The following is a 12,351-nucleotide window of genomic DNA, read 5'->3' on the forward strand; positions in this document are numbered from 1 at the left end:
TGTGGCAGCGGACGCCGGACGCGCCAGGGGGCGCCGCGGCGCCCGCCCGTCCTGCGCGGGTCAGACCGCCGAGGCGTCCGGGCCGAATCTGCTGCGGACCGCGGTCTGCACCTCGGCCTCTTCCGCCGGGTCGGCGGCGAGCCTGCGGAGCTGTTCGACGACCCGGTCGTCGCCGGTCGCGGCGTGCCGGGCGGCCAGCTCTCTGGTGGTCTCCTCGCAGTCCCAGAGGCATTCGACGGCGAAGCCCGCGGCGAAGCCGGGGTCGGTGGCGGCGAGGGCTCCGGCCGCCCGGCCGCGCAGGTGGGAGGAGGACGTCTCGCGGTAGACGTGCCGCAGGACGGGGGCGGCGCAGGCCACGCCGAGGCGGCCGGCGCCGTCGACCAGTTCCCACAGCCCGTCCGCGTCCGGGCCCTCGGTACACACCGTGCGGCGCAGCGCGGCCAGCACCGGCTCGGCGTCCCGTGGCCCGCCCCTGCGGGCGAGCACGGCGGCGGCCGATGCGCCGAGCCGGTCGTCGCGCCGGGCCCAGACCCGGGCCCGCTCGACGGCCGCGGCGGTGCGCATCCGCGCGAACGCGGCCAGCGCGGCGGCCACCAGCTGCGCGCTCGCGGTGGGGTCGCAGGCGGCGGCCCCGATCAGGTCGAGTGCGTCGGGATCGCCGCGTTCAGCGAGGTGGTGGAGCACGGCGGCGCGGGCGGCGTCGGGGCCGCTGCGCGCGGCGGCCAGCAGCTGCGGGTGGTCGGCCGGGCCGACGACGGCGGCCAGGCAGCGGGCGGCGGCGACGTGCCGGCCCTCGACCTGCCCCATTTCCAGCCCGTCCTGTGCCCACTGGAGCACTTCGGCCACGCTCCAGCCGGGCCGCGGGCCGCGCGGGCGCAGCTGCCGCTGCCAGCGGTCGAAGGAGCCCTGCTCGCCCGCGGCGGCCAGCCGTCCTGCGTAGCGGGGGTCCTGTGCCCACAGGCGCCAGGGCCGTGGCTCGAAGGCGTCGCGCACCGCGGCGGCCAGCTCGGCCTCGCCCTCGGTGGTGGCGGGGAAGCGGGCCAGCACGGCGGGGGCCAGGCCCGCGAGGCCGGCGTCGTCGTCGCGCAGCGCCAGCTCGTCCAGGGCCCAGCGCCAGTTGCTGCCCGCCGCCGCGTAGCTGCGCAGCAGCAGGCGGGCGGCGTCCTTGCCGTAGGCGGCGAGGTGGCCCAGTACGGAGAGGGCGAGGCCGGTGCGTTCCTCGCCGGTGTCGATGCGGTCGTCGGGGTGGAAGAGGTGCCGTTCGATCTCTTCGAGGCCACCGTCGAGCTGCATGTAGAGGCGCGCGTAGTACAAGGAGCGGTTCTCGACCTGCCAGTCGCGCCGGGGGTCGCACAGCACACTGTCGTTGAGTGCCGCGAGCGCCTCGGCCCGCGGCGCCGCGAGGGCATGCAGTGTCCCGTCGCCGCGGCCTCGCTGAAGGAGGCCGAGCAGGGTGCCACTGGGCGCTATGTCTGGATCGAACATGAGGTCAGCATCCGGTGCGGGGGGCAGGCTGGCAACGGGATTTCCGCTGACCGGCATTCTTGCCGGTGACCGCGGGCCGTATGCGTCGTTCCCACCGTGGATCGGCGGGCTCATCAGCGTGACGGCCGCCGCAGCCTAGCTTGGAATCTGTCATTCCGCCGATTCGGGCCGGTGGCGTCCACCGGAGGCCGCTGGCATATGCCCCGTGCACCACCGTATCGGGTCATGCCAAATCCCTTACGGACCGTCGCGGGCTGTGCAACAGTCGTTACCCGGCCCTCATGCCGACCCAGGGCGCGTCCTGCGCGGACAGGGACAGGACACGCCGTGGCCCGGCGCCGCCTGATCACGGAGAACACATGCCGCCCCCCCGCTTCGCGGACCATGCAGCCGCTCAGCCACCCGAGCGCGACACCGTCGACGCGCTCATCACGCAGGCCCGCCGCCTGCGCGGCGGCCTCGACGCCGTACGCGAATCGTCGGCCACCATCGATGTGACCGCCGATCCCCAGCTGCGCTGGCAGCGTGCGCTGTGCGATCTCGCCGTCCACCATCTCGATGATCTCGACGGCCATCTCGACCAGCTCAGAGAGGGCCTGCCCGCCGAGGGCGCGGAGGACGGCGCGTACGCATCGCCGCCCGCGCCCGAAGAGCACCGCGGCTCGCTGCTGAGCCGGGTGGGCAGCGCCGAGTGGAATCTGCTGACGGACGAAGTGAGCTGGTCGGACGAGCTGTTCACGATGTTCGGCAGGGAGCGGGCCGAAGGACCGCTCACCCTCGACGAGCTGCCGTCGCTGGTCCACCCCGATGACCAGGAGAGGCTCGCCACGATGGTGACCGACTGCCTGGTGGACGGCCGGCCGATCGACGGCGAGTTCCGCATCGTGCGGCCCGACGCGAGCGAGCGCACCGTACATATGGCGGGCGAGCCGGTGCTCGACGCCGACGGCGGCACGGCCTGCATGTGGGCGGTGCTGCGCGACGTCAGCGAACTGCGCCGCAACCAACGGGCGGTGCACGAGACCCGCGACTCGCTCCAGCGCCAGCGGCACGCCGCGCAGACCGAACACCGGCTCACGGTCCAGCTCCAGGAAGCCGTACTGCCTCCGTGGCGCGGCCCCCTGCACTTCCCGCAGGGCGGCCCCGTATCGCTCGACCTCGCCGGGCACTACCTCCCGGCCGCCACCAGCGCACTGATCGGCGGCGACTGGTACGACGCCCTGCAACTCCCCGACCACACCACCCTGTTGAGCGTCGGCGACCTCACCGGGCACGGCGCCACCGCCACATCGGGCATGGCGATGGTGCTCGGCGCGCTCCGCGGCATGGCCGTCGCGGGACACCGGCCAGGACCGCTGATGGGCTTCCTCAACCAGCTTCTGGACACCGCCGCCCAACCCGCCCTGGGCAGCGCGGTGTGCTGCCGCTTCGACCCCGCCACCCGCCTGCTGGAGTGGGCCCAGGCGGGGCACCCCGCACCGCTGCTGTTCCGCGGCGGCACGGGGCGCGCCCTTGACCCGCCGGACGGCGTGCTGCTCGGCGCCACGTCCAGCGCCGACTACAGCCAGCGCACCGAACAGCTGGAGCCGGGCGATCTGCTCGTACTGCACACCGACGGCCTGCTGCCGCGCCGCGTCCACGGTCCGGAGGCCGCCCGCGAAGGGGCCGATCAACTGCTCGCGCTGGCCCCGCGGTTCACGGCGGCCCGCAGCGCGCAGGACTGCGTCCGCATCGCCATCGAGGAATTCGGCGGGGCCGAGCGCGAGGACGACGCGTGTGTGCTGGTCGCCAGGGTGAGCGCCTGACCACCACGGGACGGACCGGGACCGGAGGGGGTACACCGGACGGGCGGGCGCGGGTCGAGAGCGTTCCCGAGGTACGGGCGCGGCGCGGTGAGTGAGCGGCCGTACGCCGCTGCACGCGCGCCGCGCCTGTCTCCTGCACGGGTCTTTCGGGACGCGTCGCGTACGTACCGGCCGGGGATGCCCGGTGGCCGGAGCACGCGGCGTCGGCGACTGCGGTGTGCTGCATCGCGTCAGACCGTGAAGTTCCTGCCGAACCGCGCGTCCAGATCCGGCGCGGGCGCCGGCACCTTCGCCTTGGGCTTCGCCTTCGGCAGCACGTGCTTGATCTCGGCGCGCAGGTCCTGGATCTTCGGGTATCCGGCGTACTGCCCGGTGAGCCGGTACATCTCGCGCAGCCGGTCCCAGGTGCGGTGCGAGGAGTTCTCCCCGATGGAGATCAGCGCCAACCGGGCGTAGCGGTCGGCCTGTTCGGGGTCGTCGCCGATGAAGCACGCCGACGCCAGCGAGATGTAGTCGAAGATCTGCGAGCGCTGACGGCCGCCCGCCCGCAGCTCCAGGGCCTGTTTGGCGTGGCTCTGGGCGATCTTCGCCGCGGACGGGTCGTGTTCGGCGAGGGTGCGGTAGGCGAGCGCCTCCATGCCGTGCAGATCCGCCTCGTCGAACATCTGCATCCAACTCGGCGGCGGTACATCGCCGTTGTCCGAGACGAACAGCTCCTCGGCCTCGCCCAGGGTGCGGCGCATCGCCTGGCCGTTCCCCTTGGACGCCTGCGCCCATGCCTCGATGGTGTGCAGCATGGCACGGGTACGCGGCAGAGTGGCCTCGCCCGAACCGGACTTGGCGAGGTGCATCAGGTCGAGCGCGTCGTCGGGTCGTCCCAGGTGCACCATCTGGCGGGCGGCGCGGGAGAGCGCCTCCCCCGCGCGCGGGCGGTCGCCGCCCTCCCGCGCCGCGTGCGCGGCGATGACGAAGTACTTCTGGGCGGTCGGCTCCAGGCCCACGTCGTGGGACATCCAGCCGGCCAGCACCGCGAGGTTGGCCGCCACCCCCCACAACCTGCGCTGGAGATGGTCGGGGTGGTGGTAGGCGAGCATGCCGCCCACTTCGTTGAGCTGGCCGACCACGGCCTTGCGCTGGAGGCCGCCGCCGCGGGCCGCGTCCCAGGCGCGGAACACCTCGACGGAGCGCTCCAGGGCGTCGATTTCCTGCGCCCCCACGGGGGCCGCCTCGTAGCGGTCGAAGCCGATCTGGTCGAAGGAGTCGGAAGCGTACGGATCGTGGGTGTGCGGGGTGTCGGCCGGCTGAGCCGGGTCGGTGTGGAGCCAGTCGTGCATGGCACCGGTGAGTGCGGAGCCCGCGGCGAGCGCAGCGCTCGCGCCCACCAAGCCGCGTCGGTTGAGCATGAGGTCCATTCCCGTGAATTCCGTGAGGACCGCTGCGGTCCGTTCGGGAGCCCACGGCAGACCGTCCGCGGCCTGCCGTTTCCCCGAGCGACCGGTTCTGGCGAACCCGAGGTCCTCGATGGTTACGACACGGCCGAGGCGCTCGGTGAACAGGGCGGCCAGCACCTTGGGCACCGGATCTCTGGGGGTCTCCCCCATGTCGATCCAGCGCCGCACCCGCGAGGTGTCGGTCGCCAGCTGCGGATGACCCATGGCCGCCGCCTGCCGGTTGACCATTCTCGCCAGCTCTCCCTTGGACCAGCCGGCCAGGCCGAAAAGGTCCGCGAGACGAGTGTTCGGCTCCCTGTCCACGTCAAGCCCCCAGGTTCCTCGACTGAGTTGACAGTAGCGGCCAACTACACGCATCTCAGCATTCGCCAGGGTTTCGCCAGGGTGCGCCAGATGGTCTGCCACCCACGCCCGGATGTTCTGTAGACGTGCAGCCCCCGGCCCGGTGGCGGGACCGCATTCCCCAGGGTGCGAGCCCTGTACAGGGGCTCGTTGGACCGGCCCTCTGCACGGGGACCGTCCTACGGGCTCCCGCCGCCGGGACGGGAGCGCATGCAACTCGTCGGCGCACGAAGGGATCTGTCTCACCCATGTATGCAGCATCGTCCGCCGTGACCGCCCCCACCCGGCCGTACCGCCCGCAGCCATCCGGCAGCGGGCCGTATCTCGCCCCTGCTCCCGGAGCGGGGACGGTGGCCGCCATCCCCGGGGGCCGTACCCGGCGGGCGCAGGGAACGGGCACCCAACCGCTCAGCGGGAGGCTCGACCTGTCCGGCCCCCAGGGTGCTCAGCTGCGTGCCGCCGTCGCCTCGGTGCAGCGCATCTGTCCGGAGTTCCATCCGGTGCAGGTGCTGCGTCGTGGCGGCAGGTCCGTCCTCCTGGTGGGGACGGCGGGGCGGATGTCGGCGGTCGCGAAGTGCTTACTGGACCACTCACCCGCGTGGGCGGAAAGGTTCCAGCAGGAAATAGCGGCATACCGGGCGTTCGTCCGGCACCGGCCGCCGGTGCGGGTGCCGCGGCTGGTCGCGGCGGACCCCGACAACTGCACGCTGGTCGTGGAGCGCATGCCGGGCCGCATCGCCTCCCCGCAACGGCATCCGTCCGAGGCACCGGCGCGCGCGGACGTACGGGCGGCGCTCGGCGCGATCTGCCGGATCAACCTGTGGCGTCCGCCCGCCGGGCTTTTCGACGCCCCGCTGGACTACGGACGGCGGATCGCCAGGTACCACGACCTGGGGCTGCTCACCGACCGGGATCTGGGCGACCTCCAGAAGCTGATGCACGGTCTCTCGCACATCCAGGGGCAGTTCTCGCACGGCGACGCGCTGCTGAACAACGTGCTGCTGTCGCCCGCGGGCCCGGTGCTGCTGGACTGGGACCACGCCGGCTGGTACCTCCCCGGCTACGACCTGGCGACGCTGTGGTCGGTGCTCGGCGAGGCGCCGGCGGCCCGCCGTCAGGTCAGCCAGCTCGCCCAGGCGGCGGGACCTGCGGCCCGGGACGCGTTCCTGGTGAATCTGATGCTGGTGCTGACCCGCGAGATCCGGCGGTACGAGACCGCGGTCCAGCGGTCGATGCGCGAACCCGCACCGGCGGAGACGCCGGGCGCGACGGTGCCCGGCGCCATGGCGGCGGGCGAGGAGCAGCGGCTGCTGCTCCGGAGGCTGCACGACGACTGCCAGATGGCGCGGCGTGCGGTGAGGGCGGCGGTCGGTACCCGCTGACCCCACCACGGGGGACTGTGAGCGGCGCACCCGGTACGGGGGAAGCGCCGCTCACCCATGTCCGCGCCCGTTCCGGTGCGGCCGGTCCTGGCCTCCTCGCGGACCGGTAGCCCGTACGGGGGCTCTTTGGCGCGCGGACCGGTGCGTACGCGGCGCGTGCCCTTCGTCCGGCGCGCGGCCCAGCGCCCTGCGAAGGCGGCGCGGGGCCGGAAACCCGGCCGCGCCCGGTAATTGACGGACCATCGGACAAACGGTAGCTCTAAGTCCTGTCAGGGACTCCGTCGAGTCCCGCCCCGCACGGCCGTTCGCGCACCATCCGTCACACCAACCCGGCTGGGGCCGGCTTGAGGAGGCTGCTTTGCGAGGATCCGCCCCGGAAGACGAGAAGAGAACCGCCCGCCCGCTCCTGCGCAGGTCCGCCACGGGGGTGGCGGCTGCCGCGCTGCTGATCCCGCTGGTGTCGGCCGGGCCGTCGGCGGGCGCCGCCAAGGCCGGGCCCGGCGATCTGGAGCGGGCCTTCACCGAGGCCGCCGCCCGCACTCACGTGCCCCGCAGCGTGCTGCTCGGCGTCGCGTACCTGGAGAGCCGCTGGGACGGGCACGGTGGCGCGCCCAGCGTCTCCGGCGGGTACGGGCCGATGCATCTGACGGACGCCCGCGCGGCGGTGTCCCGGGCGGCGGGGCAGCACGGTGCGGGGGACGAGGATCCCCGGGGCGATGCCGCCCGGCCGGTGGGCGGCGGCGTCGGTCAACGGGCGCCGCGCGGTGCGCACCGGCAGGCGCTGCCCGCCGAACTCCCGGCCCGTTTGCGGACCTTGCCGCGTGCGGCCCGGCTGTCCGGCGTCCCGGCCGGGAAGCTGCGCACCGACCCCGCGGCGAACGTGCTCGGCGGTGCGGCGCTGCTCGCGGCGGAGCAGCGCGCGCTGGGCCTGGCGGACAGCGCGGACCCGGCCGACTGGTACGCGGCGGTGGCCCGCTACGCCGGTGCGGACGGCGGCGGCGTGGCCTTCGCCGACGAGGTGTACGACGTGCTGCGCGAGGGCCGGGCGCGTACCACCGACACGGGCCGGCGGGTGACCCTGGCAGGCCAGCCGGCGCTGCGCCCCGACACCGCGCAGGTGAAACGTATCGCCTCCACCGCGGCCGAGGTCAGGGCCGCCGACCCCGAGGTGAAGCCGGAATGCCCGTCCAGCGTCGTCTGCCGGTCGGTGCCCGCGGCGTACGCGGAGTTCGGCGACGGGGACTACGGCAACCACGACAAGGCGAACCGCCCCACGGACCAGAAGATCGACGCGATCGTCATCCACGACACCGAGGGCTACTGGGACAGCACGCTGGAGAGCGTCAAGGATCCCGAGAACGTCTCCTGGCACTACACGATCCGGTCGTCCGACGGGCTGATCGCCCAGCACGTGCCGACGAAGGACGTCGCCTGGCACGCGGGCAACTGGTACCTCAACGCGCACTCCGTCGGCATCGAGCACGAGGGCTTCCTGGCCGCGCCCGACGCCTGGTACACGGAGGCGATGTACCGCACGTCGGCCCGGCTGGTGAAGTACCTGAGCCGCAAGTACGACGTGCCGCTCGACCGGCAGCACATCCTGGGCCACGACAACGTGCCGGGCACGACGACGGACACGATCCCCGACATGCACACCGACCCGGGCCCCTACTGGGACTGGGCGCACTACTTCACGCTGCTCGGCAAGCCGTTCCCGCGGCCGGCCGGCCGGTCCGTGCAGGTCGGCGGACTGGTCACCGTCAACCCTGACTACGACACGAACAAGCCCCTCTACACCGACTGCGAGAAGACCGGCGAGCCGTGCGCCCCGCACGGCTCGGAGGCGGTGCGCCTGCACACCGCGCCCGACCCGGAGGCGCCGCTCGTCAAGGATGCCGGGCTGCATCCGGACGGCGGTGCATCGACGACCGGGGTGAACGACACCGGGGCGCGGGCGAGTACCGGGCAGCGGTTCGTGGTCGCCGGGCAGCGGGGAGACTGGACGGCCATCTGGTACCTCGGGCAGCGGGCCTGGTTCCACAACCCGGCCGCCGCGCCGACGGCGGCCCGCTCCCGGGGTGCGGTGGCGACGCCGAAGCCGGGCCGCAAGGAGATCCCGGTGTACGGCCGGGCCTATCCGGAGAAGGCGGCCTACCCCACGGGTGTCCCGGTGCAGAGCGTCTCACCGCTGCCGTACACGATCCTCGCGGGCCAGCGGTACGCGGTCGGGCTCAGGACCCGCGGTGATTACCTCTACGCGCCGACCTTCGACGTCAGCAAGCACGCCGTGGTCCGGGGCAAGGACGTCTACTACGAGATCCAGATCGGGCACCGGGTCGGCTATGTGCGCGCCGCCGATGTCGACATCCGGCGGCCGGGGGCGTAGCGCGGACCGCCGCCTGTGGACGGACGGGCCGGGGAGCTGCGGCTTCCCGGCCCGTTGCGGTGCGCGGGGTTCTCAGCCCTGCTGGAACAGCTCGGCCGGCAGCGGCTTGAGGAGGGCGTAGAGGTCGTCGGTGATCGGGCGGTCCCAGCTGGCGATGGTGACCAGCACGCCGTCGCTGCGGTCGAACTGCGCGCAGGAGATGCGGCTCTCGGAGCACTTGATGCGCTTGACGATCAGCAGGTTGTCGTCGTGCATCACCGGGGTGTCCTCGCTCTCGACGACGACCACCGGCTCGTCGTTGTCGAGCGCGGCCAGCAGCTGGGCCACCTCGAAGGGGACCTCGCCGTCGTCCAGCTCACGGGCGGGTGAGCCCTCGGGGAGGTTCCCGATGATCATCGCGGGGCCCCGGCCGCCGAACAGGTCGTAGCGGAGGAAGACGCCCTGGCAGGTTCCGTCGGGCGCGGGCAGCAGCCCGGCTCCGAGGTTGCCGGGCCAGTCGCCGGGATCCATGGCGAGGACGTCGAAGTCAGGCCCGGCGGGCGTGGCTGCGCTGCGGCGGCGGAGGAAGGACATGCCGCCATCGTACGTGGCCGCGCCGCGGCTGCCGCGGCGGATGGCGGCACGGGTGACGCGCGGTGCGAACGGGCGGCGGGGAACGTGCGGGATGGGGATCGTCCGAGGTGGGACGGCTTCCCGGCGGGGTGCCGCCGGGGGTCAGGAGCGGGCCGCGAGCGTGTCCAGGACCCGCAGTGTCCGGTCGGCCAGGGGGTGGGGGACGAAGAGGTGGTCGTGGTGGAAGCCGGCGATGACGTTGCAGCTGATGCCGGCGTCGGCGAGCGCGCCGGCGACGGCGGCGGTCAGGCCGACGGCTTCCAGTGCCGAGTGCACCCGCAGCGTGATCCGGGCGGCGACGTACTCGTAGCCGAGGCCCGCGCGCTCGGCGTCCTCCTGGCGCAGCACGAGTGTGGTGCCCTCGTCCTCGGTGACGGTGGCGACCGGGGTGAGGCCCTGCGGGACGGCGCCGGGCACGGTCGTGAAGACGTAGCGGTCCGGGTGCAGCTCGGGGCGCATGCCGCGCAGCAGGGTGCGGAGATCACGTTCGCCTGGCATGCCGGCACTCTACGGTGCCGGGGACGCGGCCGTGCGGTCCACGGGGAGCGGGCGGTGCGGGCGGGGGCATCGGCCGGACGACGGTGTTCCGATTCCGGCTGCGGCGGCCTCGGGCCGGTCAACTCGATCGCTCCCGGCCGTCCGTGCACACCCGCCCGGCGCCCCCGGCCCCGTCACTGCGGTGGCTGCGCCCCCACCAGCCACATCGAGAAGAACTGGGCGCCGCCGCCGTAGGCGTGCCCCAACGCCCGCCGGGCGCCGTCCACTTGGTGTGCGCCGGCCAGGCCGCGGACCTGGAGGGCCGCCTCGGCGAAGCGGAGCATTCCGGAGGCGCCGATCGGGTTGGTGGACAGGACGCCGCCCGAGGGGTTGACGGGGAGGTCGCCGCCGATTTCGGTGGCGCCGGATTCGGTGAGCTTCCAGCCCTCGCCCTCTGCGGCGAAGCCGAGGTTCTCCAGCCACATCGGCTCGTACCAGCTGAAGGGCACGTACATCTCCACCGCGTCGATCTCCCGCCGCGGGTCGGTGATACCGGCCTGCCGGTAGACGTCGGCCGCGCAGTCCTTGCCCGCCTGGGGGGAGACGAAGTCCTTGCCTGCGAAGAGGGTGGGCTCGCTGCGCATCGCCCCGCCGTGGACCCAGGCGGGCGGGTGCGGTGACCGTGCCGCCCCGGTGCGGTCGGTGAGAATCATCGCGCAGGCGCCGTCGGACGAGGGGCAGGTCTCGGAGTAGCGGATGGGATCCCAGAGCATGGGCGAGGACTGCACCTTCTCCAGGGTGAGGTCCTCCTCGTGGAGGTGTGCGTAGGGGTTCTTGAGCGCGTTGCGGCGGTCTTTGTAGGCGACCAGGGAGCCGATGGTGTCGGGGGCGCCCGAGCGGCGCATGTAGGCGCGTACGTGCGGGGCGAAGAAGCCGCCGGCGCCGGCCAGCAGCGGCTGCTGGAAGGGGATGGGCAGGGACAGGCCCCACATGGCATTGGACTCGGACTGTTTTTCGAAGGCCAGGGTCAGGACGGTGCGGTGGACGCGGGCGGCGACGAGGCCCGCGGCGACCAGGGCGGTGGAGCCGCCGACCGATCCCGCGGTGTGCACCCGCAGCATGGGCTTCCCGACGGCGCCCAGGGCGTCGGCGAGGTACAGCTCGGGCATCATCACGCCCTCGAAGAAGTCGGGGGCCTTGCCGAGCACCACGGCGTCGATGTCGGACCAGGCCAACCCGGCGTCCTCCAGGGCGCGTTGGGCGGCTTCCCTGACAAGACCGGCGAGGGAGACGTCGCGGCGGGCGGCGACGTGCGCGGTCTGGCCGATACCGACGACGGCCACAGGTTCCTTGGTCATGACTCCCCCTCCAGGACGGCGACCAGGTTCTGTTGCAGGCAGGGGCCCGACGTGGCGTGCGCGAGTGCCCGGTCGGACGCGCCGCGCCGGATGCGCTCGGCGGCCTCGCCGATGCGGATCAGTCCGGCGGCCATGACGGGGTTGGCGGCGAGGGCGCCGCCCGAGGGGTTCACGGTGACCGACGTGTCGGCCGGGTCGAGGTCGAGTGCGCGGCGCAGAACGACCTCCTGGGAGGTGAAGGGTGCGTGCAACTCGGCGGTGTCCACCGGGCGTTCGAAGTATCCGGCGCGTTCGGCGGCGAGCCGGGTGGACGGGGACGCAGCCAGGTCGCGCACGCCGAGGCTGTGGGGTTCGATGCGGTGGTCGATGCCGCGGATCCAGGCGGGGCGGTCGGTCAGGCGGCGCGCGGTGTCGCCCGCGGCGAGGACGACGGCGGCGGCGCCGTCGCTGACGGGCGGGCAGTCGCCGGTGCGCAGCGGGGCGACCAGGTGGTCGCCCGCGGGGACCGTGCCGGTCAGCTGGGCGTGCGGGTTGCCTTCCGCGGCGGCGCGGCTGCGGGCGGCGATCCGGGCCAGTTCGCGCTCGTCGGCGTGCCCGGCGTCGATCAGGGCCTGCGCCTGGAGGGCGGCGAGCGCGACGGAGTCGGGCCAGAGCGGCGCGACGTAGTACGGGTCGAGCTGGCGGGTGAGGACCTCGCGGACGTCGCCGGGCGACGACTTGCCGTAGGCGTAGACCAGGGCGGTGTCGGCCTCGCCGGTGAGGAGCTTGACCCATGCCTCGTACAGCGCCCAGGCGCCGTCCGTCTCGACGTGGGATTCGGCGATCGGGGGCCAGGCGCCGACGCCGTCCAGGGCCATGGTGAAGGAGAAGGCGCGGCCGGCGAGGTAGTCGGAAGAGCCGGAGCAGGTGAAGCCGATGTCGCGGGCCTTGAGCCCGGTCTGCCCGAGTACGTCGTGCAGTACCGGCATCAGCATCTCGACCTCGGAGGTCTCCGCGCTGTCGCGGACGTGGTCGCTCTGCCCGAAGGCGACGACGGCGACCTCGCGCATCGGT

General features: G+C 73.5%; 9 protein-coding genes. 3 read left to right on the forward strand and 6 right to left on the reverse strand.

Annotated features, from left to right (window positions below):
• Positions 1–60: 60 nt before the first annotated feature.
• On the reverse strand, positions 61–1,485 hold the full coding sequence (locus tag ACGFNI_RS31290) for a HEAT repeat domain-containing protein (protein ID WP_393688408.1): 1,425 nt from the start codon (positions 1,483–1,485) through the stop codon (positions 61–63).
• Between the two features lie 359 nt (positions 1,486–1,844).
• Between ACGFNI_RS31290 and ACGFNI_RS31295 the strand changes: the two genes are divergently transcribed.
• The gene (locus ACGFNI_RS31295; protein ID WP_393688410.1) at positions 1,845–3,290 is read left to right on the forward strand and encodes a PP2C family protein-serine/threonine phosphatase; all 1,446 of its coding nucleotides are present in this window, start codon (positions 1,845–1,847) and stop codon (positions 3,288–3,290) included.
• Between the two features lie 230 nt (positions 3,291–3,520).
• Here the strand turns inward: ACGFNI_RS31295 and ACGFNI_RS31300 are convergent, their stop codons facing one another.
• Positions 3,521–5,044, reverse strand: a complete 1,524-nt coding sequence (locus tag ACGFNI_RS31300) for a hypothetical protein (RefSeq protein ID WP_393688412.1) — start codon at positions 5,042–5,044, stop codon at positions 3,521–3,523.
• A 287-nt stretch (positions 5,045–5,331) separates the two neighbouring features.
• On the opposite strand from ACGFNI_RS31300, the gene ACGFNI_RS31305 reads away from it, so the two are divergent.
• Positions 5,332–6,465, forward strand: coding sequence for an aminoglycoside phosphotransferase family protein (locus tag ACGFNI_RS31305; protein WP_393688414.1), 1,134 nt, complete (start codon positions 5,332–5,334; stop codon positions 6,463–6,465).
• Between the two features lie 358 nt (positions 6,466–6,823).
• Complete coding sequence (locus ACGFNI_RS31310) at positions 6,824–8,851, forward strand: N-acetylmuramoyl-L-alanine amidase (protein ID WP_393688416.1); 2,028 nt, start codon at positions 6,824–6,826, stop codon at positions 8,849–8,851.
• Positions 8,852–8,923: 72 nt separating this feature from the next.
• Here the strand turns inward: ACGFNI_RS31310 and ACGFNI_RS31315 are convergent, their stop codons facing one another.
• The 4 genes from ACGFNI_RS31315 to ACGFNI_RS31330 all read right to left on the reverse strand — a co-directional run bounded on the left by ACGFNI_RS31315 (position 8,924) and on the right by ACGFNI_RS31330 (position 12,347).
• Positions 8,924–9,424, reverse strand: coding sequence for a hypothetical protein (locus ACGFNI_RS31315; RefSeq protein WP_227049134.1), 501 nt, complete (start codon positions 9,422–9,424; stop codon positions 8,924–8,926).
• Between the two features lie 141 nt (positions 9,425–9,565).
• Entirely contained in the window at positions 9,566–9,961 is a 396-nt protein-coding gene (locus ACGFNI_RS31320; protein WP_393688418.1) for an ACT domain-containing protein, read from the reverse strand.
• A 173-nt stretch (positions 9,962–10,134) separates the two neighbouring features.
• Entirely contained in the window at positions 10,135–11,298 is a 1,164-nt protein-coding gene (locus ACGFNI_RS31325) for a thiolase domain-containing protein (protein WP_393688420.1), read from the reverse strand.
• Positions 11,295–12,347: a thiolase domain-containing protein gene (locus ACGFNI_RS31330; protein WP_393688560.1), complete on the reverse strand. Its 1,053-nt coding sequence runs from the start codon at positions 12,345–12,347 to the stop codon at positions 11,295–11,297. The genes ACGFNI_RS31325 and ACGFNI_RS31330 overlap by 4 nt, the downstream gene beginning before the upstream one ends.
• Between the last annotated feature and the right edge of the window lie 4 nt (positions 12,348–12,351).

This window comes from Streptomyces sp. NPDC048644 (assembly GCF_043199105.1).
Classification (GTDB): Bacteria; Actinomycetota; Actinomycetes; order Streptomycetales; family Streptomycetaceae; genus Streptomyces.

Bases quoted from the DNA above. Each gene is read 5' to 3' on its own strand.
- ACGFNI_RS31315 (WP_227049134.1), bottom strand. From the start codon at position 9,424: ATGTCCTTCCTCCGCCGCCGCAGCGCAGCCACGCCCGCCGGGCCTGAC.
- ACGFNI_RS31290 (WP_393688408.1), bottom strand. From the start codon at position 1,485: ATGTTCGATCCAGACATAGCGCCCAGTGGCACCCTGCTCGGCCTCCTT.
- ACGFNI_RS31330 (WP_393688560.1), bottom strand. From the start codon at position 12,347: ATGCGCGAGGTCGCCGTCGTCGCCTTCGGGCAGAGCGACCACGTCCGC.
- ACGFNI_RS31295 (WP_393688410.1), top strand. From the start codon at position 1,845: ATGCCGCCCCCCCGCTTCGCGGACCATGCAGCCGCTCAGCCACCCGAG.
- ACGFNI_RS31305 (WP_393688414.1), top strand. From the start codon at position 5,332: ATGTATGCAGCATCGTCCGCCGTGACCGCCCCCACCCGGCCGTACCGC.
- ACGFNI_RS31325 (WP_393688420.1), bottom strand. From the start codon at position 11,298: ATGACCAAGGAACCTGTGGCCGTCGTCGGTATCGGCCAGACCGCGCAC.
- ACGFNI_RS31320 (WP_393688418.1), bottom strand. From the start codon at position 9,961: ATGCCAGGCGAACGTGATCTCCGCACCCTGCTGCGCGGCATGCGCCCC.